Annotated in this window: 20 protein-coding genes and 1 other RNA gene; 9 read left to right on the top strand and 12 right to left on the bottom strand. The window is 72.5% G+C overall.

Features of this window, described 5'->3' with window-relative positions; translation table 11 throughout:
• Positions 1-48: 48 nt before the first annotated feature.
• The 4 genes from ACZ6W9_RS26180 to ACZ6W9_RS26165 all read left to right on the top strand — a co-directional run bounded on the left by ACZ6W9_RS26180 (position 49) and on the right by ACZ6W9_RS26165 (position 3,044).
• Positions 49-975 (top strand): RpnC/YadD family protein, encoded by a 927-nt coding sequence (locus ACZ6W9_RS26180; RefSeq protein WP_470120126.1) that lies wholly within the window; start codon positions 49-51, stop codon positions 973-975.
• A 105-nt stretch (positions 976-1,080) separates the two neighbouring features.
• Positions 1,081-1,875: an MOSC domain-containing protein gene (locus ACZ6W9_RS26175; RefSeq protein WP_389965879.1), complete on the top strand. Its 795-nt coding sequence runs from the start codon at positions 1,081-1,083 to the stop codon at positions 1,873-1,875.
• Positions 1,876-2,059: 184 nt separating this feature from the next.
• Positions 2,060-2,419 (top strand): DoxX family protein, encoded by a 360-nt coding sequence (locus tag ACZ6W9_RS26170; RefSeq protein WP_389965876.1) that lies wholly within the window; start codon positions 2,060-2,062, stop codon positions 2,417-2,419.
• Between the two features lie 58 nt (positions 2,420-2,477).
• Entirely contained in the window at positions 2,478-3,044 is a 567-nt protein-coding gene (locus ACZ6W9_RS26165; protein ID WP_389965873.1) for a TetR family transcriptional regulator, read from the top strand.
• On the opposite strand, the gene ACZ6W9_RS26160 is transcribed toward ACZ6W9_RS26165, so the two are convergent.
• The gene (locus ACZ6W9_RS26160; protein WP_389965870.1) at positions 2,999-3,838 is read right to left on the bottom strand and encodes a CPBP family glutamic-type intramembrane protease; all 840 of its coding nucleotides are present in this window, start codon (positions 3,836-3,838) and stop codon (positions 2,999-3,001) included. The two genes, ACZ6W9_RS26165 and ACZ6W9_RS26160, sit on opposite strands and share 46 nt — an antisense overlap.
• A 122-nt stretch (positions 3,839-3,960) precedes the next feature.
• On the opposite strand from ACZ6W9_RS26160, the gene ACZ6W9_RS26155 reads away from it, so the two are divergent.
• Together ACZ6W9_RS26155 and ACZ6W9_RS26150 are read left to right on the top strand one after the other, a co-directional pair.
• Entirely contained in the window at positions 3,961-5,151 is a 1,191-nt protein-coding gene (locus ACZ6W9_RS26155; protein WP_389965867.1) for a sensor histidine kinase, read from the top strand.
• Positions 5,148-5,795 (top strand): response regulator, encoded by a 648-nt coding sequence (locus ACZ6W9_RS26150; RefSeq protein ID WP_389965864.1) that lies wholly within the window; start codon positions 5,148-5,150, stop codon positions 5,793-5,795. The genes ACZ6W9_RS26155 and ACZ6W9_RS26150 overlap by 4 nt, the downstream gene beginning before the upstream one ends.
• Before the next feature lie 47 nt (positions 5,796-5,842).
• On the opposite strand, the gene ACZ6W9_RS26145 is transcribed toward ACZ6W9_RS26150, so the two are convergent.
• Complete coding sequence (locus ACZ6W9_RS26145; protein WP_470120122.1) at positions 5,843-6,235, bottom strand: DUF2809 domain-containing protein; 393 nt, start codon at positions 6,233-6,235, stop codon at positions 5,843-5,845.
• Positions 6,236-7,022: 787 nt separating this feature from the next.
• Here ACZ6W9_RS26145 and ACZ6W9_RS26140 point away from each other — a divergent pair.
• The gene (locus ACZ6W9_RS26140; RefSeq protein ID WP_389965859.1) at positions 7,023-7,454 is read left to right on the top strand and encodes a hypothetical protein; all 432 of its coding nucleotides are present in this window, start codon (positions 7,023-7,025) and stop codon (positions 7,452-7,454) included.
• 198 nt (positions 7,455-7,652) lie between these two features.
• Here the strand turns inward: ACZ6W9_RS26140 and ACZ6W9_RS26135 are convergent, their stop codons facing one another.
• The 10 genes from ACZ6W9_RS26135 to ACZ6W9_RS26090 form a co-directional block, all read right to left on the bottom strand.
• Positions 7,653-10,157, bottom strand: coding sequence for a S8 family serine peptidase (locus ACZ6W9_RS26135; RefSeq protein ID WP_470120120.1), 2,505 nt, complete (start codon positions 10,155-10,157; stop codon positions 7,653-7,655).
• 1 nt (position 10,158) lies between these two features.
• Positions 10,159-11,382, bottom strand: a complete 1,224-nt coding sequence (locus ACZ6W9_RS26130; RefSeq protein ID WP_389965853.1) for a hypothetical protein — start codon at positions 11,380-11,382, stop codon at positions 10,159-10,161.
• A gap of 10 nt (positions 11,383-11,392) precedes the next feature.
• The gene (locus ACZ6W9_RS26125; protein ID WP_470120118.1) at positions 11,393-12,586 is read right to left on the bottom strand and encodes a S8/S53 family peptidase; all 1,194 of its coding nucleotides are present in this window, start codon (positions 12,584-12,586) and stop codon (positions 11,393-11,395) included.
• A 14-nt stretch (positions 12,587-12,600) separates the two neighbouring features.
• The gene (locus ACZ6W9_RS26120; protein ID WP_470120116.1) at positions 12,601-15,018 is read right to left on the bottom strand and encodes a hypothetical protein; all 2,418 of its coding nucleotides are present in this window, start codon (positions 15,016-15,018) and stop codon (positions 12,601-12,603) included.
• 52 nt (positions 15,019-15,070) lie between these two features.
• A complete protein-coding gene (locus ACZ6W9_RS26115) occupies positions 15,071-15,217 on the bottom strand; it encodes a hypothetical protein (RefSeq protein ID WP_389965844.1) in 147 nt (48 codons plus the stop codon).
• Positions 15,218-15,289: 72 nt separating this feature from the next.
• Entirely contained in the window at positions 15,290-18,193 is a 2,904-nt protein-coding gene (locus ACZ6W9_RS26110) for an AAA family ATPase (protein WP_470120114.1), read from the bottom strand.
• A 190-nt stretch (positions 18,194-18,383) separates the two neighbouring features.
• Positions 18,384-18,779, bottom strand: an RNA gene (gene rnpB, locus ACZ6W9_RS26105) — RNase P RNA component class A.
• Between the two features lie 323 nt (positions 18,780-19,102).
• Positions 19,103-20,482 (bottom strand): bifunctional RNase H/acid phosphatase, encoded by a 1,380-nt coding sequence (locus tag ACZ6W9_RS26100; protein ID WP_470120112.1) that lies wholly within the window; start codon positions 20,480-20,482, stop codon positions 19,103-19,105.
• A complete protein-coding gene (locus ACZ6W9_RS26095) occupies positions 20,479-21,219 on the bottom strand; it encodes a zinc ribbon domain-containing protein (protein ID WP_362944927.1) in 741 nt (246 codons plus the stop codon). Before ACZ6W9_RS26095 ends, ACZ6W9_RS26100 begins: the two co-directional genes overlap by 4 nt.
• Positions 21,216-22,052, bottom strand: a complete 837-nt coding sequence (locus tag ACZ6W9_RS26090; RefSeq protein ID WP_470120110.1) for a Nif3-like dinuclear metal center hexameric protein — start codon at positions 22,050-22,052, stop codon at positions 21,216-21,218. Before ACZ6W9_RS26090 ends, ACZ6W9_RS26095 begins: the two co-directional genes overlap by 4 nt.
• Positions 22,053-22,310: 258 nt before the next feature.
• Between ACZ6W9_RS26090 and ACZ6W9_RS26085 the strand changes: the two genes are divergently transcribed.
• Together ACZ6W9_RS26085 and ACZ6W9_RS26080 are read left to right on the top strand one after the other, a co-directional pair.
• Positions 22,311-23,750: a flavin-containing monooxygenase gene (locus ACZ6W9_RS26085; protein WP_470120108.1), complete on the top strand. Its 1,440-nt coding sequence runs from the start codon at positions 22,311-22,313 to the stop codon at positions 23,748-23,750.
• Positions 23,751-23,934: 184 nt separating this feature from the next.
• Positions 23,935-24,972: a dipeptidase gene (locus ACZ6W9_RS26080; RefSeq protein ID WP_389965743.1), complete on the top strand. Its 1,038-nt coding sequence runs from the start codon at positions 23,935-23,937 to the stop codon at positions 24,970-24,972.
• Positions 24,973-25,074 lie beyond the last annotated feature (102 nt).

The raw sequence follows: 25,074 nt of genomic DNA, 5'->3' as shown, positions 1-25,074 counted from the left end.
CGATGAAAAGCCGTCACGTAAAGTGGTGTTCACGTTACGGTAAGCGACATGCCGTCTCCTGCTCACGACGCTCTCATCGAGCTCTTCCGTGACCACCCCCGACTGGCCGTGGAGGTCCTGCGCGACCTCCTCGGCCAGGACCTGCCCGACACACCGCTGACCCGCACGGAGAACTTCACCTTCAACACCCGCCCCTCCGACGACATCGAACCCGACCTCGTCGTCGTCCTGGGACCACCGCCCAGCCCCGCGCACGTCATCATCGTCGAGATCCAGAAGGACACCTCCAAAGACCCCCGCCAGCTGGCCCGCTACGCCGCCCACGCCTGGCTGATGCTCAAATGCGACGCCACCGTCCTGGTCGTCTGCCCCGACACCCGCACCGCCCAGCACTACTCCCGGCCCATCGACTCCGGACTGACCGGCTACCGCCCGCACCCCCGGGTGCTCGGGCCCGGCGCCATCCCGGCCATCACCGACCCCCGGCAGGCCGCCGCCCACCCAGAACTGGCGGCCCTGGCGGTCATGGCCCACGGCCACGACCGCAAAGTCGTCGAGGCCTTCGCCACCGGACTCGCCGAACTCCCCGCCGAACACGCTCCGCAGTACTATGAATACGCTTACGACATGTCCGCGCCCGAGGCGCGGCGTCTCCTGGAGGAGATCATGAAGTCTGCCACCTGGCCCGTCTACAGCCCCTTCGCCCGCGAGCACTACGGCCGCGGCCGGGAGGACGGCAAAGCAGAGGGCAAGGCGGAAGGCAAGGCGGAAGGCAAAACTGAAGGCAGGGCCGAGGAGGCCGCCAGGCTGGTCCTGCTGGTGCTGAACGCCCGCGGCCTCGACGTCCCCGACGACATCCGCACCCGGATCGCCTCCTGCACCGACCTCGCCCTCCTGGAGACCTGGGCGGCCCGCGCGGCGACCGCCCGGACCACCCACGACCTGTTCCACGAGACGAGCGAAGAGAACCACTGACGAAAACCCGCCCACGAGCCGAACGGGGGCCCGGCGCCCCCGCTTCGGACACCTCGTGGGCACGCTCCCATACCCCGAGAGAGCGCTTTCTTCTATTCTTGGCCAATGGAGCTAGCGGAGATCCGCACCTACCCCCTCAAGTCCGCCAAAGGCATCTCCCGCCCATCCGCCCGGGTCCTTCCCTGGGGCCTGGAGGGCGACCGCCGCTGGGGCGTGGTGGACCCGTCGGGAGAGCTGATCTGGGTGGGCGAGTACCCCCGGCTCCTCTCGGTTTCGGCCGTCGAGACCCCCGAAGGCGGTCTCCACCTGTCGGCGGAGGGCTTGGGCGAGATCAAGGTTCCCCCCGCCACCGGTGACACGATCCCGCTGGACTGCTCCACCCTCGATCGGGCCGTACTCGCCCACGCCGACGCCCACGAGTGGTTCACCCGCCTGCTCGGCAAGCCCGCCCGTCTCGTCTGGCTGGACGATCCTGGACGCCGGACCATCACCGAGAAGCAGGGCGGCCTCTGGGACGGCCCCCTCCATCTCGTCTCCAGGAACTCGCTCCGGCTCCTGGACGACTGGATCACCGAAGGCGCCGCGGAACGCCAGGAGCAACCCCCCGGCCCCCTCGACATCGCCCGCTTCCGGCCCAACGTCGTCATCGACGGCGAGGAACCCTTCGCGGAGGACGCCTGGACGTCGGTCCGCATCGGGGAGGTCGACTTCCGCGTGTCGGTGGCGTGCGACCGCTGCGCCACCACCATCTGGGACCCGGCCACCCAGGAGCGCGGCAAGGAACCCCTGAGAACCCTGGCCAAGCATCGCCGCTGGGACGGGAACACCTGGTTCGGCATCCGCCTGGTGCCCAGGAACCTCGGCGAGCTGAGGGTCGGCGACGAGGTCCGGCCGGGCTAGTCCTCAGCTCTGGATTCAGGACGATCGGCCCCATCTCGGGGCAGGTCAGCGGAACCCCCGTCTCATCGAGGCGACGACCCCGCCGGCCGTGATGAGACGAATCGGCTCTCCAGCGGCGGAAGGCCGGCCGGTGACCGTACCATACCGTATGGTACGGTCAGGTGATCCCGATTCGAGGAGAGACATGTCCGCATTGCCCGACCCCGTCTGGCCGGTGGTCCTCCTGGCGCTCATTCAGGCCGGGGACGCCGTCATGTGCATCAAACCCGTCCCGTTCATCGCCCGGTGCCTTGAGGACGTGAACTGGCCGCGGCGTCACTGGTGGATGCTGCCGCCGCTGAAGTTCGCCGCGGCCGCCGGCCTGATCCTCGGCATCCGGCTGCCGTATCTCGGCGCCGTCACCTGCGCCGCCCTCGTGCTCTACTTCGTCGTCGCCATCGGAATGCACATCGCGGCCCGGGACTTCGGCCGCAACCTCCTCCTCAACGCCGTCGGCATGCTGCTGATCTGCGTCGCCGTCGGCGTCTACGGCTTCCTGGCATGACGCTCGCGAGCGTCCTGACGAGCGCAGGCCGTTCCATACCCTGTGGTACGTTCGCCGGATGAGCACGGCACGGGCCCGGTGGCTGGACGAGGGCCTGAAGGTCCTCGCGGAGGAAGGCGCGGCAGGGATCCGGATCGACCGGATCGCCGCCCGGCTCAACCTGTCGAAGGGGTCGTTCCACCATCACTTCGACGGCGCCGACGGGTACAAGAAAGCGCTTCTCGCCCACTTCGAGCGCCTTTCGATCGAAGCGCTGGAGAACGCCATCTCCGAGGTGGGCGAATCGGCCGGTCCCCGAGCCGTCCTCACCCGACTGACGAATCTCGTCGGCTCCGACGGCGCGGGGCTCTACCGGCCCGAGGTCGAGACCGCACTGCGGGCGTGGGCGACCTGGGACGCCGACGTGCGGGCCGTGCAGACCCGCCTCGACGAGGCACGGCTGGCCGCGCTCCAGCGGGTGTGGCGACCGGCCGCCGCCGGTGACGAGGAGGCCCGGACCGCGGCCCTCCTGCCCTACCTCCTCGCCGTCGGCGCAACCCTCGTCTTTCCTCCCGTCGGCCCCGACCGCCTTCGCGACCTCTACGAGCTCCTCCTGCCCCTCGTCCCCGAGGGACCCGCCGTGTGAGCGTCACCACGGTCTCCGTGCCGGTCGCCTCCGCCTCGTCGGCGGCCGGCCAGGATGAGCAGGCCGGTGGCGGAGAGCGTGGCGATCATGATGACGATTTGCACACTGTAGGTGATGTCCCGGGTGGGCAGCAGCATGTTGGCGATGTGGGAGCCGGTGTGCACACCGACCGCCGCCCACAGCGCCCCGGTACGGGCTCGCGCGGCCGCGCAGGCGAAGCCGAGCGCGGCCGCCTGGCCCACGTAGAGCAGTCGCTCGACGGGGGTGTCGGCCGCGCTCTGGGAGATCAGGTGCATCGCGCCGAAGCCGATCGACACCACGGCCAGCACCACCGGCGGGATCAACCGGCCGGACAGGGTGTCGAACAGGTGCCCCCGCCACAGCAGCTCCTCGGGAAAAGCCTGGCTGAGCAGGGCGAACGCGATCGCCAGCGGCAGGTACGGCAATCCGGCCGTGACCATCTCCCAGGGCTGCCAGGCGGCGACGCCGACCGCCACCGAAAGGGCGTTCGCCGCGGCCATCCCGGCCATACCCGCCAGTGCGCCCAGCAGCAGGTGCAACGGGGCCCGCCGGGATCCCGTCAGGCCGACGCCCCGCCACGGCTGGCGGCCGAGGCGGCGGATGAGGTAGACCAGCCCGAGCGAGGCCAGCGTGATGCCGATCATGCCGAGGGGCCGGTAGAGGACGTTGTCGCGTTCGAGGAGCAGCGTCACGGGGGCGGTTCCGATGATCACCTGCGCGAGCATGGCGACGGCGGTGATCAGGACGGCCCAGACGGGATGGGTGACTCTCATGAACCGCCACGCTAGGGAGCGGGCCGTCGTGCGGCATCGGCCCGCGGGAGGAACCGACCATGACGTTCGTCATGGATCTTTGGGGGGATCACACCGGCGGCGCGAGAAACTAGGGTCGTGTCGTGCCGCGTCGTCGGATGCCCCGTGTCCCCGGGCCGCCTTCCCCGGTCCAGCCGCGTGACGCCGGTCCACCGCCGCTGCTGAGCGTCGTGTTCTGGGTGGTGCTCGCCGCCACCGCGCTCACCTACGCCGTGCACGCCGGAACGTCCGGCCTCCCGATCGCGCGGATCGCGGTGTTCGGCGCCAACGTGGCGCTGGTGGGCGCGCTGTGGCTCGTGCTGCCGTGGCGGCGCATCCGGGGATGGCGGGGGCCGGCGGCCGTGGTGTTCCTGGTGGCGACGTTCACGCTGGGGCCGGCCGGCTCCGATGAGATCCACCAGTTGCTCCCGCTCATCTCCATCGCCAACCTGGCGTTCGTCTACGGCATGCGGACGGCCGCCGTGATCGTCGGCTGCCTGTGCTGCGGCCTGTTCCTCTCGGTCGTGAAGGTGTACGGGCGCGGGATCCTGGACGCCGTCGCGCAGACCGTACCCCTCGTCGTGTTCGCCACCTTCGTGCTGGGCATGATGTCGGCCGTGCTGGAGGCGCGGCGCAGGCGTGAGGAGGCGCAGCGGCTGCTGGCCCGGATCAGGGAGCTGACGGTCGCCCGGGAACGGGCGCGGATGGGCGCGGAGATGCACGACTCCGTCGGCCACCACCTGACGGTGATCAAAATGGGCCTGGAGAACGCGGAACGGTTCCGGCACCGGCGTCCCGACGCCGCCTGGGACGAGGTGAGCCAGGCGAAGGACCTCACGCGCCAGGCGCTCGCCGACGCCCGCCGCTGGGTCCGGGCGCTGCGCCCGCTCGCGCTCGACGGGCACGTCGGCAGCGCGGCGCTGCAACAGCTGGCGGCCTCGTTCGACGGCACGGGGCTCAAGGTCTCCTTCGAGGTCACCGGTGAGGAGGTGCCGATGGAGCCCGACGTGGAACTCGTGCTCTACCGGATGCTGCAGGAGGGTCTGGCCAACGCCGTCCGGCACTCCGGCGCCCGCCGGGTGAGGGGCGGCCTGGCCTTCCTCGGTGACCGGGTCGTGCTGACGGTCACCGACGACGGCGGTGGACGCCCCCGCGACGCGCACGGCGGGTTCGGCCTGCGCTCGCTCGCCGAACGCGCCCGGGCCGTGGGCGGCACCCTGGTCGCGGGCGACCGCCCCGGCGGCGGTTTCGAGATGCGCGCGGAGCTGCCCGTCCGCCCGGGAGCGGCGGTGTGAGCGCCGTCAGGGTCCTGCTGGCCGACGACCAGGAGCTCATCCGCCAGGGGCTGCGCAAGATACTGGAGATCGAGGAGGGCATCGAGGTCGTGGGCGAGGCCGCCGACGGCGAGGAGGCCCTGCGAGCCGCCGGACGGTGCCGTCCGGACGTGGCGCTGGTGGACGCCCGGATGCCGAGGATGAACGGCGTCGAGCTCATCACCCTGCTGTCGGTCCGGTATCCGGCGGTGGCCTCGGTCGTGCTCAGCACGTTCGACGAGGACGACTACATCTTCGGCGCGTTGCGGGCCGGCGCCGTCGGCTACCTGCTCAAGGACTGCACTCCGGCGGAACTGGTCGACGCCATCCGGCGGGCCGGCCGGGGCGAGACGGTGCTGGCCTCCCCGGTGGCCGCCCGGCTGGTCGCCGAGCTTCGCCGCTCCACCACACCGGCGCTACCCGACCAGGAGAGGCTGTCGGTCAGGGAGGCGCAGGTGGCCCGGCTGATCTCGACCGGGGCCACGAACCGGCAGATCGCCGACCGGCTGCTCATCACCGAGGGAACGGTGAAGAACCACGTCACGAACCTGCTCCGCAAATACGGCCTCCGCGACCGCACGCGGCTCGCCCTGCACCTGCAGCGGACCCACCGGCCCTCACCGTGACGTCCGGATCCGTACCGTCAGCGTCCGGGTGGGGCGGCGTCCGAGAGTCAGCCGGCCCGATCGCCGGATCGGACCGATCGACGTTCCCAGGCCAGGGCCACGACCAAACCGATGGCATAGGCGACCAGGTCCCATGGGTCAGGGAACGCGCCGACCAGGACACCGCCGACGCCCGGCGGGGTCACGCCGGCCATTTGGTAGAACTCGACGGCGATGGCGATCGCGGCCGCGGCCAAGATGCGGCGTGCGGCAGTGGTGCGCCACAGCAGCCCCAGGAACGCGTAGACCAGCATGGTGGCGCCGACGTCGCTCACGTAACCGCGGACGAACGGTTGTCCCGGCCCTCGGTAGAAGAGGGCGAACGCGCCGACGGCGAGGGCGAGGGCGCCCAGAAGGACCATGGCGCTGCGCATGAGATCGACGTCTTCTCCGAATCTCAACGATCAGGACGAACTGATCATAGGGCCCGTCCCTTACTGCGGCATGCCGGTTGCACCAGGTCGGCCCCCGCCGAGTGCCGTCCTTCCGCTCATCGGCGGTTCGGGGAACCGGATTCTGCTGGCCGGTTTCATGCTCCTCGTTCTGGGAGCGGTGTTCGCGTTGATTCCGGTGGTGACAGCGCCACGTCGCGCCGGCCCGGACATCTCCCGGCATCCGACCTGTGGAAGGCCGATCGCGGCGGTTCGACATGGCCTGGAAAACTCCAGCCCATCGGCATCAGCCGGGATCGTCTGGTAGAGATCACCTGACTCATGCGGAGGGAAGGCGGACGAATCGGCCATCGGGCCGGGTTCTGATTCTGTATGCCCTCCGCCTGCGGCCCGGAGCCCCGCGCTGCGACCGGCCTGCGAGAAGGCTTCCGTTCACCGTCATCGCCCGCCGGGGTTTTCCGAGCACGTATGCCCGCGAAGTGTCCTCGGCCAGGTTTTCGCCGGCACACCACCTCTGCGGCCTTCCGGTTTCCAGCCGATGTCGTCGCCGACGCTCCCGGGCGTGAGGGTCAGGAGCGGCACCGGGAAGCAGGCACGGGAAAGAGGCACGCCCTCGTGAACCACGCCCTCACCGAGAACAGACAGGCCAGGTTCATCGATAAGGGCCGGACATGACTCGCCCGCCTCGAATGCGCACGGATTCTCACTCGGGCTTGTCCGGATACGGTGACCGAGCCAGAATCAGTTTATCCTTCAACTACTTAGCTGGAGGGACACTGCACGGATGAGGAGAGGCATGAAGCGCACCATCTCCACTCTCGCCGTCGTCACCGGCGTCCTCGGCGCCACGCTCACCGGCACCGGTCCCGCGTCCGCGACCACCTCCGAAGTCGACTGCTCCGCGGGCGGGTACACCCGGGTTCTGAACAGCTACGTTCCCACCAACATCCAGCGACCGGCGATCGACGGTCGTAGCTACAACATCGGCGGACCATCGGCGTACTCGTACGAGATCTGCCTCGACATCCCGGACACCTCGACGTTCGCGATCGAGATACGGATCTGGTCCAACGGATCCATGCGGGTTGTCACGGACGACCGGCCCGGGGACAAGGTCTTCCGCTACTCGATCGACGCCAACAGCTTCTGGCAGGTCTACGGCACGCTGACCGGACCTGACAGCACCTACATCTACTACACCTGGTACGAGAAGCAGATCCCGGCCTGACCGCGACCCCGCGGGCTCTGCGCGCGGGCTTGGATCACATGGCCAGAGCAGCAGGGATGCGATGGCGACCAGGCGCCCGCGGGAAGTCGTGCGCACAGGGCGACCCCCGGGCGGGGCCCGGGGGTCGCGCTGAGCAGCTCAGAGCAGCTCTGAGCAGCTCTGAGCAGCGGAGCGGCTGAGCAACTGAGCGGCGGAGGGTCAGCTCGCCGCGGGCCGGCAGGCGCGGTCGCCGACGAACAGGTCGTCGACGGCCCACCAACCGGACAGCTGCCCCCGGTAGTGGAGACGGACCTTGACGTCGGCCTGCCCGTTGGCGGCGGCCAGCGGGACGACGTGGACGGCCGGGCCGGGGGCGCCGGGGAAGCCCTTGGCCGACCAGACGGTCTTCCAGGTGCGTCCCCCGTCCACGCTGAGGTCCACGCCGGTCGTGGAGTTGACCGCGGGTTTCAGGTCGTGGGCGAACTCGAGGGTGGCCGTGGTCCGGCCGGTCAGGTTGTAGGAGGGGCTGGTCAGGTAGGTGTCCTGGAGATGGCCCTTGCCGGAGTGCAGGGAGTCGACGATGGCGAAGCCGCCCTTGCCGCCGGTGTGGTTGCCCCGCTTGCCTGCGTCGGTGAAGACCCAGCCGGGCTGGTAGGCGTAGTTGGGGATGCGGGGATCGACGTCGGTGACGGTCCAGCCCTTGGGCTTGGCGGTGCCGTCGAACGGCTGGGTGCTGCCGTCGCGGACCACCTTGTAGCCTCGGGCGACGCAGGCCAGGGAGACGGTCAGGCCGACGTCGAGCCGCCCGCCCGTCTCGCCCATGGTGACCTGGCGGACGGCCGGGTCGTAGCCGGGTTCGGTGGAGCGGATGGTGACGGTGTAGGCCAGCGACGGGAGCAGGGGCAGCCGGTAGGCGCCGGTACCGGGGTCGGACTCGGCGCTCCAGGTGTGGCCCTTGCCGTCATCGGCGGTGACCTTCGCGGCGAGCCCGCGGCCGAGGCCGGATCCGTCGGTGACGGTGCCGGTCAGGTCGATCCGGGCGGTCGGCGGTAGCGCGATGTCCCGGGTGGCGGAGTCGTCTTTGCTCAGCGTGACGGTCGCGGTCGTGGTCTGGTAGCCGAACGCCTCGGCTTTGACCTGGTACTCGCCCGCGATGAGCGCGTAGTCGTAGGCTCCTTCGGCGCCGAGGGTGGAGGTGCGGGTCAGCGGGCCGGTGACGGTGACGGTGGCGCCCTGGACCGGCTTTCCGGTGGCGGCGTCGGTGACGGTGCCCGCCAGCGTGGCGGTGCCGTTCGTGCCGGCGTCGACCAGGGCCAGGGCGTCCAGGCGGCCCTCACCGTAGACGGCGTTGTCGGCCGCCGTGCCGCCGCAGGTGGTGTCGTCGGTGTCGATGGCCGACAGGTCCAGCAGCAGGCGGGTGCCCTCGACGTCGCGGGCGTACTCGGGGCGGGCCGACCACAGCAGCGCGACCGCTCCGGCGACGTGCGGCGCCGCCATCGAGGTCCCGTCGTAGAAGGCGTAGCCGCCGCCGGGGATCGACGAGCGGATGCTCACGCCGGGGGCCGAGATGTTCGGCTTGATCTCGCCGTCCTGGCCTGGGCCGCGGCTGGAGAAGCTCGCGATCTTGTTGTCGGCGTCGTACGCGCCGACCGCGTAGTTGATGATGCGGCCTCCGGGCGTCCCGGAGGTCTGGCAGCCGGGGCCGTCGTTGCCGTTGGACCAGATGCCCATGATGCCGGAGGCCGCCCAGGCGAGCTGGATGTCCTCCATGAACGGCTGGGTGGTCAGCGGCGAACCCCAGGAGTTGTTGACGATGTGCGGCCGCTTGGACACATCCGGGTGGGACCCGGACCGGTCGGTGGGTGCGAGCATCCACTGCGAGGTCGCGACGAGGGCCCGCTCCGAGCAGGTGTCGCTGGAGCAGCCCTTGCCGGCGATCCAGCGCACACCCGGGGCGACGCCGATGCGGTTGCCCTGGCCGTCGTCGCCCGCCATGGTGCCCATGGTGTGGGTGCCGTGGGAGTTCATGTCGCAGGGCGCGCCGCTCCCGCACTCGCTGAGCGGGTCGAACCAGTTGTAGTCGTGGGTGAAGGTGCCGTCGCCGTTGTCGCCCCGGTAGCTCCCGACCAGCGCGGGGTGGTCGTACTGCACGCCGGAGTCGATGTTGGCGATGACGATGTCCTCGCCGCGGCGGCCGGTCCGCTCCCACACGTCATCGGCGTTGATGTTGGTCAAGCCCCAGGTGAGACCCGTCGCGGCGACGGCCCCGGAGGGCTTGCTCCGGATCGGCTCGGGGACGGTGTACGTCGCGGGCGCGCGGATCTCCTCGACGCCGGGCAACTTCGCGATCTTCTTGGCGAGCGCCTCGGAGGCGTTCTCCACGTAGACGGCGTTGGTGACCCAGAACGCCTCGGACTTCACGCCCTCGGCCTTCAGCAGCCTGCGCAGCGGCTCCTGGGCGCGGCCGGCGTTGGTGTGCAGGCGGTCGACGACGTCCTGACCGCGGGCGGTACGGCTCTTGGCCTTCGCCGCGGGCGCGAGGTCGGCCCTGCCCGACATGCGCACCCAGAGGTCCGTGGTGGCGTGCTCGGCGAAGCTCGCCAGCACGGCCGGGGTGATCACCGGCTCGTCCGCGGCGGCCCGCGCCGGGGTGGCGCCGGTCAGGACGACGCCCAGCATGCTCAGGGCGCACGCCATCGCGGGCGCCGTACGGGGGAATCTCACGTCACTTGCTCCCGCAGCTCAGGTGGGCGATCAGGCGGCGGGACAGCATCTGCGGGTAACCGATCTCGGAGGGTTCCGTCCGATAGGAGGAGCCCGTCAGCCACACGTCGTCGGGGCCGCTGCCGTCCACGTCGAAGAAGACGAATCCGTACGCCTCCGGCTGCTCGCCCTGAGGCTTGGCCTCCTGCCAGGCGGCGCCGTCCCAATGTCGCAGGTGGAACACGCCCTTGCTGCTGTCGTTGGTGATGGCCCACAGCTTGCCGGGGGCGGGCGCGTACAGGTTGCGGATCTCGCTGCCGTAGGGGCCCGTCGGCGGCGGGGTCATCGTGGTCCAGCTCCGCCCGTCCCAGTGGAGCAGGAGCGGCTCCGGGTTGCTCTGGCTGCCGGAGATGCCCGCCGCCCAGACATCGCCGGGGCCGGACGCGGTGACCGCGTACAGCATCCCTTCCGGGCCGGTGTCGGGCAGCGCGGTGCCGGTCCAGGACTTGCCGTCGTAGTGCAGGACCAGCGGCTGGTACTTGCCGGTCTGCTCGTTTCTGCGGTACCCGGCGGACCAGACGTCGGTGGCCGACACCGCCTTCACCGACTGCAGGCTCGCCCAGGCTTCGCGGGCGGCGGGGTGGTCGGCCGCCGTCCACTCCGTGCCGTCCCAGCGCTGGATGAGCGCGCCGCCCTCCGTACCCTCGGTACGGCCCACCGCCCACGCCTGGGCGGAGTCCACCGTGGCGACGTCCGACAGCCACGACGGGCCGGTCTCGGGGTTGTTCGGCACCGCGGCCGGGGTGAGCGTCCAGCGCCCGCGGTCGAGGCGGGCCAGCACACCGGTGCCGTCCGGCTGGTAGGCGCCGTGCAGATTGACGAGTGACCAGCCGCCGGTGGCGTCGAACGAGCCGCTTCCCACCTGGAAGCGGTTCACGGTCCGCGCGGGCACGGGGATCTGCGGGCCGTTCTCGGCCAGGGAGCGGCCGTTCCAGCGCAGCGACCGGGCGCCCCCGTCGAGTTGCTCGGAGAAGCGCACGTCGCCGCGGGCGACCACGTCGACGTCGACGACGCCCTGGCTCGCGGGAGCGTCGAGCATCTTCCAGGTGGGCACGCAGGGCGCCGGCGCCCCGGCGCCGGCCGGGGTGGTGGTGATCGCGGTGAGGGCCGTGCCGAACAGGGCGGTCAGGCCGGCCGCGACGGTGGCGCGCCGCAACCGCCGGAGCGGGGATCGTGGTGTTCGCATCAGGGGTCTCCTAGAAGGCGCCGGTGCCGTTGGGGGTGCCCATGCCGCTGGGCCCGTCGTAGCCGCGCACCGCGGTGCAGATGCCGCCGCCGCCGCAGGCGCCGTTGCTTCCCGCGGTGACGTCGTTCAGGTACCGGGAGGCGGCGTAGAGCCGTTTGCCGGCCGGGATGGCCGAGTCCGTGCCGGCCAGGCCGTACACGCCGGCGATGAACGCCGCCGCGACGGGGGTGCCCGCGGCGGTGCCCCACCCGCCCAGGTGGGAGCTGTAGACCTGGACCGGGGTGTCGGCGGAGGCCACCGCCGAGACGTCGGCCACGGTGCGCCGGGTCCCGCAGGCTCCGCGCGGCTGCCAGGCCGGGCGGAGCTCGTACATCGAGCAGCCGGAGGCGGTGTCGCGCCAGACGGACTCGTTCCACCCGCGGGCGGTGGCCGGGTCCCGGTAGAGCTGGGTGCCGCCGGCGGCGATCACCGACGGATAGGCCGCTGGGACGGTCTGGCGTCCGCCGCTGTTGAAGCCCATGCCCGAGGGGGCGACGACGGCGGTGCGGGCGTGGTCGAAGTGAGCGGCCTGCGCGCCCTGGCCCTCGTGCTCGGCCACGCCCCACATGGGCACGACCGCGGTGGCTCCCTGGGCGGCGGCCTGGTCCACGGCCGCCGCCATGCTGGCCAGGGACTCGTCGTCGGCCTGCACCAGCAGGAGCTTGCAGTTGGGGCAGGCGGCCGCGGCGACTTCCAGCCCGATGGTGCTGTGCAGCGACCAGGCGGGGCTCGGGGCCGGCGGGGTGTCGCCTCCGCGCTGGTTGACCTTCCTGAAGCAGGGGAAGTCGGCGTCGCACGGAGGCATGCCGTTGACCTTGCGGTACTCGGCCAGTTCGTCCTCGGCCGCGACGTTGTCGTACGGGGACACGATGGCCACGGTCTGGCCGCCGCCCAGCCAGTCCGCGGGGAGCCGGTAGGCCTCCTGCAGGTCCTTGGCGGTCAGCGGCCCGCCGCCGGTGGTGTCGGCGCCGTTCGGCAGCGGGCGGTCGCCGCCGATGGCGGCGCGCAGCAGGCACGTCGCCTGCCCGGGGTCCTCGGGGCAGGCGGCGTTCGCGGCCGGCGGCGCGGCGGCGGAGGCGGCCGGGGCGAACGAGGTCAGCGGGGTCAGCGCGGTGAGCAGCATCGCCACCACTCCGCCGAGCGTCGTCATCCGATGGATGCGCATGTCATGTCTCCCGGTCAGCCGGCGAGCCGGTAGGCGCGGATGTTGGTCTGGGTGACGGTGCCGCCGTCGGCGGCCTGCGCCGTGACCCGCAGCGACACCCAGCGGACCGGCTCGGAGTAGTCCGGGTGCGTGATCGGCGCGGTGAACGTGCCGCCGGGCCCGGCGGTGGCGGCCTTCGGCTCCGACCAGGTCGTGCCGTCGTCGTAGGACACCTCGACCGTGGCCTTCACGCGGGTGGGCGGGGCCTGGTGCTCCTGGTGTGAGACCCGGAAGCCGACGTCGAACGCCTGTCCGGCCTTGGCCCGGGAGTCAAGGTCGAGCGCCAGGTTCCAGTGCACGAACAACAGCGGCAGGAAGGAGCAGCCCCGCGTGGGGTCGGCGCACTGGAGGGTTTCGGGCGGCGCGGCGGCCGCGTCGCCGGGGCCGGAGCGGAACGTCCACTCGGTCCGGCTCTGCGACTGGGCGTTCGCCTGGCTGGCGAAGTTCCACACCAGGCGGTAGTCCGCCGGGCGGGGCAGCAGCGGCAGCGTCACCGGTGCGGGCAGGTAGGGCGAGTAGCCGCCGGTGCCCAGGTCGAAGGCGGGCTTGCCGTCCCGATGGAACGTCAGCCGTGACGCGGCGTACTGCTCCTCCGCCGAGTGCAGCGGCTCGGAGTCGGCGAATCCCGTCAGGTAGACCGTGCCGAGGGAGCCCTGCCGGCAGGCCAGGCAGACCTGCAGCAGCGGTTCGTCCACCCGCATGTCCGGGGTTCCGCCCATCCCGGGGCGGGCCTCCTGCACGTAGGTGGCGCCCGCCGACGGTGTCCTGGGGCCGAGGTTCCACACCTCGCGGACCTCCTGGCCCGGACGCAGCTTGCGGCGCACGCCGTAAACGCGCTCCATGGTGTCGGTGCCCACGGCGTGCTGCCAGTAGACCTGGTCGGGCCTGGTGCTGTAGACGTAGTCGACGCGCTCTCCGGTGGCCGGCAGGTTGCCGTGGCCGGCGTCGGACCACCCCCACGGCAGGAACACGTACGACAGCCGGTTGAGCGGGCCCGGCGAGACGTGGTCGGACGCGGTGTTGTACAGCGTCGACCGCACCGCGGCCAGCTCCGACTTCTTGACGGCCTGCGTCATCGTGGCCGGGACGGCGTCGCCGTAGGGGAAGACCAGTTTGTAGGTCGCGCCCATCTGCGGGCCGGAGTCGGCGTTCTCGGCCAGCATGGTGAAGCCCGCGAAGTTGAAGTGTCCCCGCTTGACCGGCTTGGTCGGGGTGACGTACAGGTCGGGGCTGCCGGTGACCGGGTCGGAGATGGTCTTCCACAGGAAGCCCGCCACCATCCCGGACGGGCTGACGCCCGTCTGGTCGCCCGCGACGCTGGTGCGCAGGAACGCCAGCGAGTCGGACCGGATCAGCGGCGCCTGCGGCGGTGTGGCCAGAACCGGCCGATACGGCACCGCGCTCCGGGCGTCCAGCACCACGCTGGTGTCGGAGGTGACCCGCACCTCGGGTTTGATCACAAGTGCGGTCTTCGCCGTGAGGTCGGTCCCCGGGGCGGTGAGCACGGTGGCCATGATGCTGTAGGTGCCTTCGGGCACCATGAACGACTTCTTGTCCTCGCCGGGGAAGGCGAAGCCGAAGGTGGCCAGGGCCCCGTCGTCGACGTTCTGCACCGCGCCGATCATCGTGCCGGGAGTGCCGTCGCGGTCGATCGAGTCGACGGTCAGCATGTGGTAGCGCAGGCCCCCGCCGGGGGCCTTGGCGGCGGACGCGTCGGCGGCCAGCGGCGAGGGCGGAGGTTCGGGCGCGCCCTCGGGGACGGCGAGCTCGATCCGCTCGACGCCGGGCAGCGTGCCGACGGCGGCGCCCTTCGCGTCGCGCCAGGTCTCGGCCAGCAGTCTGCCCAGCGCGGCGGCGTCCTTCTTGGTGACCGTCGCGGTGGCCGCGCCGTCGTCGGCGGCGGTGACGCTGGTGGCGGGCAGGTCCTCGGCCTGGGCGCGGCCGGCCCGCACGGTGACGGGGAGGGTCGCGCTGCGTTCGTCGTCCAGCTTGGCCCGCACGAGGTAACCGATGTTGAACAGGCGCATGTCGATGGTCTTGCCGAGGTACGGCACCGCCTCGGACGGCACGACGTAGGTGTCGCCGCGGAGGGTGAACTGCGAGAACGTGCCGCCGGCCGGGGAGCCGCCGGGGAGCCTGCTGACCTGCTGGCCGCCGTGCTCATCGATCTCGACCTGGAAGCGGTCGCCGGTCAGCAGCGTCACCGTGGAGGTGCTCGCCTTGCCGGGCGGGGTCGTGGGGCCTGCGGGGTTCACGGGGTTCACGGTGATCGCGGCGGGGTCGCGCGGCGGGGCGGCCGCGGCGGGGCCGGCGAGACCGGCTCCCGCCAGCGCCAGCGCCAGCGCCAGGCCGGTCGTGGCCAGGCGCGCGAGGCCCGACCTGTGCATCGTCATCTCTGTTCCGCTTTCTGCCCGCGCCGGTACGGCAGGCGGACGACGTGGTGGTTCACAGCGGCTCGTGCGCGCCGTCGGGCGGGGGCTCGTCGAGGAGGTGCTGCTGCCCCCCGGCGGTGTCCGGCTCGGTATCGGGTGACGTGTCCGGCACCGTGCCCGACGCTGTGTCCGGCTCGATGTCCGGCTGATCGTTGCGCATGGAGATCAGGATCGAGCGGACCCACCTACATCGCGAGTCGGCAAATCACCCAATTAATGGGGAAAAGACGTTCTATGTCGGTGTCTGGTCCAGCAGTCCCTCGGCGGCGGCCACGGTGACCAGCGCGGTGCGCGTGGTGACCGACAGCTTGCGCATGGCGGCGCTGAGGTGGCGTTCCACCGTGCGCGGCGACAGCGTCAGGATCTCGGCGATGCGCTTGTTGGTCCACCCGCGCGCCGCCAGGGCGACGATCTCCACCTCGCGCGGGGAGAGGCGGTCGCCGTAGCCCCTGCGCCCGCCGCGCCACGGGCGGGCCACCTCGACTCCCTGCTCGCGCAGCAGGTGGGCCACCCGGTCCGCGTCCCAGCGTGCGCCCAGCTCCGTCAGCAGCCGCTGGCTCTGCTCCAGCACGGTCAGGCCCCGCTCGCGCTCTCCCGCCTGGAGCAGGCGGCGCCCCTGGCGTTCGGTGGCGAGCAGCCGGTCATAGGGGCGTGGCAGCTCCGCCCACGCCGCCGCGGCCCGGCCGAACAGGCCGGCCGCCGCTCGCGGGTCGGCGGTGACCATGGCACGGCAGGTCAGGACGGCCGCCGCGGCGGCGGGGGCGTTACGGCCGGACACCCCGGCGGCGAAGGCCGCCACCAGGCCGTCACGCTCTCCCGCCCGCCCGGCGGCCAGCAGGGTGTCCAGATGGACCGGCAGGACCTCCGTGGCCCACAGCCACACGTCCTTTCCGGCGATCATGTCCATCACCGGCTCGGTGATCTCCAGCGCGGCCTCCGGCTCGCCGCGCGAGAGCAGGATCCGCGCCAGCGCGGCGTCGGGGAAGATGAACGGATCGGCGTGTCCGCGTGGGAGGCTGGCGGCCAGGACCTCGCGCAGCCGACGCTCGGCCCGCTGCGGGACGCCGCGTGCCAGGTCCAGCAAGCCCTGGATCATGCGCGCCTCCAGGAGGGTCGCCTCGTCGGCCGCCTCCGAGCCGGCCAGTTCGGCGGCCACGTCGTCCAGTCCCTCCCACCGCCCGTCGTGCCAGGCCAGGTGCGCCCGCGCCAGCCTCAGGGCGCCCTCGATCCGGCGATACCCCACTCGCTCCACCAGCGCCGCCGCCGAGTCCAGGTAGGCGCGGGCGTCGTCGTGCCTGCCCCACAGCGTGCAGAACTGGCCCGCCATCAGGCGCCCGCGGGCGATCTCCTGACGTTCCAGCCGGCCCGCCCCGTCGGCGGGGAGGCTGCGCGCCACCCGCCAGCCGTCCTCCTCGCCGAGGCTGAGCAGCGCGGCGACCTGGTTGCTGAGGAAGGCGGCCCGCTCGACCGGCCCGCTGATCAGTGGGAAGAGCTCCTCCGCCCGGCCGGCCCAGGCCAGGTGCCGCGTGCGGGGCCAGGCGCGGATCATCGGGTTCGCCAGCAACAGCATGGCCTGGACGGCGAGCTCGGGCCGGTCCTCCAGATCCGGCATGGCGGCCTCCAGGCCCACCATCGCGGCCTCGAACTCACCCAGGTGGAAGCGGAGCCGGCCCAGCCGCAGCCCGATCTCTCCCCTGGCCCGGGCCGGCAGTCCGGGGTGGGCGAGGGTCTCCTCCAGCGCGGTGCGGACCCGCTCCCCCAATCCCAGCAGGGGCTCGGCGGTGACGGAGACGGCAACACCGAGCCGCCGCGCCAGGCGGACCCGGCGCTCCACCGGATGGTCGGCGGTGGTCAGCAGGTCCAGCATCATGGCGACCGTGGTGTGGCCGTCACCCGCCTCCAGGGCGAGCTCGGCCGCCGCCTCGGCGTAGCGGCACCACTCCTCGACGTCGCCGGACTCCCGGAAGTGGCGGCACAGCCGTACCACGGGCGGATGCTCGCCCTCGCGCAGGGCCAGGGCCGCGCGGTGGTGCAGCCTGCGGCTGGAGGGGATCGGGGTGGCCTCGGCGACCGCGCGCGAGGCCAGCACGTGGCGGAAGGCGAACGTTCCGCGCCCGGCCTCGCGCAGCAGGCCCGAGGCGAGCGCGCCGGTCAGGCCGTCGCGGGCGGCGGGTTCGCCGAGGCCGGCGACCGCCGCGATGAGCGCCTCGTCGGCGGGCGCCTCCAGCACCGCGGCGGCCTCCAGCACGGCGCGGGTGTCCGGAGCGAGGCGGGCGACGCGTTCCAGGACGGAGTCGCGCATCGTGGGCGGGACGCGCAGCTCCTCGGTGATGCGGCGGCGCCAGCCGCTCTCGGACCGGAAGATGTCACGCCGGGCGCGCAGCAGGCGCACGGTCTCCTCCAGCGCGAGCGGGATGCCGCCGGTGTGCTCGTGCAGGAAGGCCGCGAAGCGATCGGACACGTCGGCGGTGGCGAACATCGACTCCACCAGTGCGCGGGCCTGCGGCACGTCCAGCGGCTCCAGCGAGATGCGCTCCCAGGCCATGTTCCTGGGCGGCCGCGAGGTCAGGCGCAGCAGCGGTGAGCCCTCGCCGACGTCCAGTGGCCGGTATGTGACCACGATGGAGCGCTTGGCGTCCCGGGAGGCGGCCAGGGTGAGCAGCCAGTCGAGCGTGGCCGTGTCCGCCCAGTGCGCGTCCTCGACCACCAGTACGTCCACGCTGAGCGCGTCGATCAGCTCGCTGAGCGCGCGAAAGAGCCGGTGCCGGGTCTCCTGCGGGTCGGGCAGCGCCTCCAGCGCCGGCGGCAGCCACGGTGCCCACTCCGGGAACAGCGGGCGCAGCGCGCCGGCCAGTGGGCTCAGTTCCAGCTCGCCCAGGCGGTCGTGGAAGACGCGCAGCCCGTCGACGACCGCGCCGAGCGGGAAGGGTTCCTCCAGGGGAGGGCAGGCGGCCATGAGCACCACGCGCCCGCGCAGGGCGGGGGCGGCCAGGCACTCGTCCAGCAGGCGGGATTTGCCGATGCCCGCCTCGCCTTCGACGAGCACGAGAGCGGGCCGCGACAGCGCGGCGACCATCGTGGCCATGGCGTCGTCACGGCCGATGAGCGCCGGTGTGAGCGCGTCCGGTTGTGCCACTTGCGACACATCAGTCTCGTTCATTCTATAAAGGGGTGTATATCACGCTCCTGCTTCATCGGCGGGTTGAGGCGGGGGCGAGCTTCGGGCCCGGCCCCGGCGAGGTCGATGATCGGGTGGCCCGTGGCCCTTCGCGCACGCCACCGTGCCGGCCGTTCGTATCCCTGTCTCCAGGTCAGGGCGGGAAAGGCGGACGAGTCGGCCTGTAGGCCGGGTTTTGTCCTTCACTGACGTGAAGGGGCGACCATCCATCTAGGGCCGTCGTTGCCGGCGGCCTCAAGCGGTCTACCCGCGCGGCTCGGGCGGGCAGCCCTCGAACGTCGCGCGCGGAACGCTCCGGAGAGCGTCCCTTCTTGACCTTGCTCCAGGTGGGGTTTACCGAGCCGCCCACGTCACCGTGGGCGCTGGTGGTCTCTTACACCACCGTTTCACCCTTACCCCTCCCGCGAAGGAGGGGCGGTCTGTTTTCTGTGGCACTGTCCCGCGGGTCACCCCGGGTCGGCGTTACCGACCACCCTGCCCTGTGGAGCCCGGACCTTCCTCGGCGGGCCCGGAAGGGACCCGACGCGGCCGCCCGGCCGGCTCGTCCGCCGTACTCCAAGCTTATCGGCTCCCAACCGATCTCCAACCGGACGACAAGTCGTCTCCGGTCGAATGTGGAACGCGGGCGGCGCCGAGGAGGGAGCCGCCCACGCTCCGGACGGACGTGCGGCACGTCACGGCCCCCAGCCTGTACGGACGTCCGGAGCGCAGGCTTCAGCAGGCTTCAGGGACGGGCGGACGTCCGGCGCGCGGATCTCAGCGCGGACGGACGCCCACTCGGTGAACGTTCAGAGCGCGGGGCTTCAGCGCGGACGGACGCCCGCCCGGTGGGCGCCCGGAGAACGGACGTCCACGGACCGGAGGGCCTCAGCGGAGGTGGGAGGTGTCGTTGACCGCCTTCACCACCGCGGGCCCGTCGGCGTAGTACTCGATCAGGGACAGCGCGGCGAGGTCGAGATGCATGCGGTACAGCGCGGAGGGGGGAGCCTCCAGCGCGAGCCGCAGCAGCGTCTTGATCGGCGTGACGTGGGAGACGGCGAGGACCGTCCTGCCCTCGTAGCGCTCGACCAGCCTGTCCCCGGTCGCCCGGACCCGCCGCGCCGCCGTCTCGAAACTCTCCCCACCCGGCGGCGCGGCGGACGGATCCGCCAGCCACGCGGCGAGCTCGTCCGGCCAGCGACGCTGGATCTCGGTGAAGGTGTGGCCCTCCCAGTCGCCGAAGTCGACCTCCTTGAGCCCTTCCTCGACCTCGACCTCCAGCCCCAGCCTCGCCGCGACGATCTCGGCGGTGACGCGGGCTCGCTTGAGCGGCGAGCTGACGACGACCTGGATGCCGTACGGCGGGCGCGACAGCCTGGCGGCGGCGGCCTCGGCCTGGGCGATGCCGACGGAGGTGAGCTCGGGGTCGCCGACGCCGGAGAAGCGACGCTCGGCGGAGAACGGGGTCTCACCGTGCCGGAGCAGCAGCAGCGAGGTCGCCACGGTGGTGGGCGGACGCCAGCCGGTGCCGACGCCGGATCCGGTCGCCGCGGTCGTCTCGGGGTCCGTCCCGTTCGCCGGGCCGTACGGGGCCGGTGTCGCGGTCTCCTCCCCGCCGATGAGGTCCAGCAGGGAGTCCTGGATGGTGGTCGCGGCCCGGTGACCGGCCGGGCCGGGCTCGCGGACCCCCGCCGCGGGCCCACCGGAGACGACCGGGCCGGAAGCCCGGGAAGCGGCTTCACGGGAGACGGTCTCGCGGAACCCGGCGGCAGGCCCACCGGAGGCGGCCGGACCGGTCGGCGGGCCGGAGGCGGACGAAGCAGCGGCCGCCTCGCCGGCGAGGCGCCAGGGGCGGCCCTTGGCCGCGGCGTCCATCGCCTCGTTCGCCAGCCGGTCGGCGTCCTTGTTCTTCTCCCGGGGGATCCACCGCCAGGTGACCCGCAGCCGCCGAGCCAGCCCGGCGGCCTCGGAGGCGAGCGGCCGCAGCCCCTCGTTCTTGATCTTCCAGCGGCCGGCCATCTGCTCGATGACCAGTTTGGAGTCCATCCGGACCTCGACGGCCGCGCCGTCGCCAGCGATGGCCAGGAGGGACCGCAGGCCGGCGATCAGCCCGCGGTACTCGGCGACGTTGTTGGTCTGGGTTCCGATCGCCTCGGCGGTCTCGGCCAGCACCTGACCGTCCGAGGCGTCCTTGACGACGGCGCCGTACCCGGCGGGCCCCGGGTTGCCCCGGGAGCCGCCGTCGGCCTCGATGACGAAGGAGGTCACAGGCCCGATTCCGCGGTGCGGACCAGGATGCGGCGGCACTCCTCGCAGCGGATCACCTCGTCGTGGGAGGTGGCCTTGATGCGGTTGATCTCCGCGATGGACAGGCTCGTGCGGCAGCCGAGGCAGCGGGCGCCCTGGAGCATGGCGGCGCCCACCCCGAACTGCTCGCGCAGCTTCTCGTAGAGGGAGAGCAGGTCGGCGGGGATCTCGGTGGCGACGTCGCCGCGCTTGCCCTTGACCTCGCCGTTCTCCTTGTCGATCTCGGCGAAGGCGGCGTCCCTGCGGTCCTCGGCGTCGGCGCGGAGCCCGGCGAGCCGGTCCCGCTCGGCGGAGAGCTTGGTGACCTGCTCGTCGGCCGCCTCGCGGCGCTCCATGATCTCCAGGACGACCTCCTCCAGGTCGCTCTGGCGGCGGTGCAGGGAGGCGATCTCGGACTGGAGGCTCGCGAGGTCCTTCGGAGAGGTCACCTGGCCGGAGTCGAGGCGCTTCTGGTCGCGGTCGGCGCGGACGCGGACCGAGTCGACGTCGGACTCGGCCTTGGTCTGCTCGCGGGCGAGGTCGCCCGCCTCGGTCTCGGCGGCGATGACCTGCGTGGCGAGCCGGGCCACGCGGGCCGACAGGTCGTCGATCTCGGCCAGCTCGGGCAGGGTGCGGCGGCGATGGGCCAGCCGGTCGATGACGGAGTCGAGTTCGGCCAGGTCGAGTAGGCGCTTCTGCGCCGCCGGGGCTGCTTTCACTTCAGATCCTCGCACTCTGCTGTTGTCGTCCAGGCGTCCGTGACCGTCTCGGATACGCGCGTCTCCACAGTATTCCCCTTCGCGGCCAGTCCGGATGCCAGGCGGCGCGCCGCGTCGGCGAGCCAGGGCCACTCGGTCGCCCAGTGGGCGGCGTCGATCAGCGCCGGCCCCCCGGGCTCCTCGGTGAACTCGCTGGCCGGGTGGTGGCGCAGGTCGGCGGTGAGGAACACGTCCACCCCGGCGGCGCGGGCCGCGCCGAGGAGGGAGTCGCCGGAGCCGCCGCTCACCGCGACGCGCCGTACCTCGCGGTCGGGGTCTCCGGTGATCCGCAGGCCGCCGGCGGTGGCGGGCAGGCCCCGCGCCGCCTGCCGGGCGAACTCGCGCAAGGTGACGGGGGCGGGCGGCGATCCGACGCGGCCGAGGCCGCGGCGTGGGTCGTCGGCGGCGGGGACGAGGGGGGTGAGCGGGCCGGTGAGGCCGACGGCGCGGGCCAGCGCGTCGGAGACGCCGGGGTCGGCGACGTCGGCGTTGGTGTGCGCGGCGAACAGGGCGATGTCGTTTCTGATCAGTGTGTGGACCAGGCGGCCCTTGAAGGTGGTGGCAGCCACGCTGGTGGTGCCGCGCAGGTAGAGGGGGTGGTGGGTGACGATCAGGTCGGCGTTCCAGGCTCGGGCCTCCTCGGCCACGACCGGCACCGGGTCCACGGCGAACAGGATCCGCCGCACCGGCGCGGCGGGGTCTCCGCAGACGAGCCCGACCGCGTCCCAGGACTCGGCCCAGCGGGGGTCGTAGGTCGATTCGAGCTCGGTGACGACGTCAGCAAGGGTAGGCACGTGCGCAGACTACCGGCCGGCCCGGCGGCCGGTACGGACGGCGTTCCCGGCGTTCTCCGACCACCACGGCTCCCTCACGGAGGGCCGGCCGGCGCGAAGACCCTGCCGGTGGGGCGCGCCCTCGTCGCGGGCCGGAGCCGGCCCCTCCGCGCGGTCTTTACTTCGCCGCCCGGTCTGCAGGACGCTGATCTCCGGCGGAGCGCACGGCCCGCCGGGGTCTCCCGGCGGGCGGGCACGGGCATCCGGGAGGGCGGGCGCATGGGGCCGACTGTCGCGATCATCGGGGCCGGGTTCGCCGGCCTGTGCATGGCCATCCGGCTGAAGGAGGCCGGGATCGGTTCGTTCACGGTCTTCGAGCGGGGGCCGGGCATCGGAGGCACCTGGCGGGACAACACCTACCCGGGGGCGGGGTGCGACATCCCCTCGCACCTGTACTCCTTCTCCTTCGAGAGGTATTCGAGCTGGACCCGCCGCTATCCCGGGCAGCCGGAGATCCTCTCCTACCTGGAGATGTGCGCCGACAGGTACGGCGTGCGGCCGCACGTCCGGCTGGACACCGAGGTCACGGCCGCCGTCTACGACGAGTCGCTGGGCCGCTGGCGGGTGCGGACCGATGCCGGGGAGGAGCTGTTCGACGTGGTGGTGTCGGCGGTGGGGCAGCTCAGCCGTCCCCACCTGCCGGACATCCCCGGCATGGAGGACTTCCGGGGCGTCTCCTTCCACTCGGCCCGCTGGGACCACTCGGCGGACCTGACCGGGCGGCGGGTCGCGGTGATCGGGAGCGGGTCGTCGGCGGCGCAGCTCATCCCGCCGGTGGCCGAGGCCGCGGCCCACCTGGACGTCTTCCAGCGCACCCCCAACTGGGTGCTCCCCAAGCCCGGCGGCGTCTTCGGTCCCGTCGCCCGGACGGCCCTGCGCCGGGTGCCGTTCCTGCAGCGCGGGTACCGGGAGTGGTTCTACCGGTACACCGAGGGCACCCTCTATCCCGCCCTGTCCGGCGGGTGGAGCGCCGGGATGGTGCGCGAGCGGGCCCTGGCCCACCTGCGGGCACAGGTGCCGGACCCGGCGCTGCGGGCGAGGCTGACCCCGGACTACCCGGTCGGCTGCCGGCGGATCGTCATCGACAGCGGGTTCTATCCCGCGCTGACGCGGCCGGACGTGGACGTCGTCACCGAGCCGATCGTCCGCGTCACGCCGGGCGGCGTGGAGACGACCAGCGGGCTCCGCGAGGCCGATGCGATCGTCTACGCGACCGGTTTCGACGCCACCGGCTTCCTGTCGCCCGTCGAGGTGGTGGGCCGCGGCGGGCGCCGCCTGGCCGAGGAGTGGAAGGACGGCGCCGAGGCGTACCTCGGGATCGCGGTACCGCGCTTCCCGAACCTGTTCCTGCTGTACGGTCCCAACACCAACCTGGGCCACACCTCGATCGTCTTCATGATCGAGTGTCAGGTCGGGTACGTCATGGGCTGCCTGCCGTACCTGGTGGAGCGGGGGCCGATGGAGGTGGATCCCGCGGCGATGGACGCCTGGCGGCGGCGTCTCGCGGAGGCCATGGGCTCGACGGTGTGGCAGGCGGGCTGCACGAGCTGGTACAAGGACGCGGCGGGCCGGATCACCACGAACTGGCCGGGCCCGACCACCCTCTATCGGCGGCTCACCAGGGCGCCCCGGCCGTCGGCGTTCCGCTTCGCCCGCTGACGGCCGTACGCCTACTGACGGCCGTACGGCCGCGGCACGGGCGGCGGGCCGCCCCGTACGCGATGGGCCGGTGGCCGTGCGTGGCGGGTCGCTGGGCCGTGCGTGGCGGGCCGTGCGGCGCGGAGGGCCGGTTGCCGGTAACGTCGCGGGGGCCGAACCGCCACCCGCGAAGAAGGGCCCGCCCGTGTCCGTTGACCTCCACCGTGCCGCCGTGGTCGCCGACACCCACAACGACCTGCTGATGGCCGTCACCGCCCGGCCGCCGAAGCGGTGGGCGGCGTTCTTCCGCGAGCGCTGGCTGCCCCAGCTCCGCGAGGGCGGGGTGAACGTGCAGGTGCTGCCGGTGTTCGTGGACGACGGGTTCCGGCCCGAAGGCGCGCTCCGGCAGACGCTGCGCATGATCGAGTGCGCGCACGTCATCGCCGAGGGCAACGCCGACGCGGTACGGCTGTGCGCCGACGGCGCACAGATCGACGCCGCGCTCGCCGAGGACCGGATCGCCCTGGTGCTGGCGCTGGAGAGCGCCCCCGGCCTGGACGCGAACGTCGAGCTGCTGTCCACCGTGCACCGGCTGGGCGTGCGGGTCGCCTCGATCGCGCACGTGGGCCGTACGGCGCTGGCCGACGGCAGCGGCGAGGACGCCACCGGCGGCCGGCTCACCGCGGCCGGGGTGGAGGCCGTCCGGGAGATGGAGCGGCTGGGCATGATCTTCGACATCTCGCACCTGAGCGCCTCCGGGGTCGCGCACGTGCTGGAGCTGGCCACCCGGCCGGTGATGGCGACCCACTCCGCGGCGCGGGCGCTGCGCGACCACCACCGCAACCTCACCGACGAACAGATCCGCGGCGTGGCCGCGACGGGCGGCGTGGTGTGCGTCAACTTCCTGGCGGCCTTCCTGGCGGAGGACGCGGCCGACCACACGATGGACCGGCTGGTGGACCACATCGAGCACGTGGTGAGCGTCGGCGGGCTCGACCACGTGGGCCTGGGCCCCGACTTCATGCGTGAGGTCATGACCGACCTCACTCCCCCGTGCTGTGAGGGGTTCAGCTACAGCGGCGTGGACGCCTGGGCGGCCGTCCCGGGGCTGGCCGGGCCGAGCGGCCTGCCGCTGGTCACCGACGCGCTGCTCAAGCACGGGTTCTCCGACGAGGAGGTCGTCAAGATCGTCGGCGGTAACGTCCTGCGGCTGTTCCGCGAGGAGCTGGGCCGCCCGGCCTGATCACGGGAGTTCCCGGGCTCGGGCCGGGCCGGTCCGGAAGGCGGCCCGCCCGGCCCCGAGACGGTTCCGTGCTCTCAGGACCCGGCTCGGGCAGGACCCCGC

The organism is Streptosporangium sp. NPDC053982, from assembly GCF_055585205.1.
This window is presented reverse-complemented; position numbering and strand designations above follow the sequence as displayed.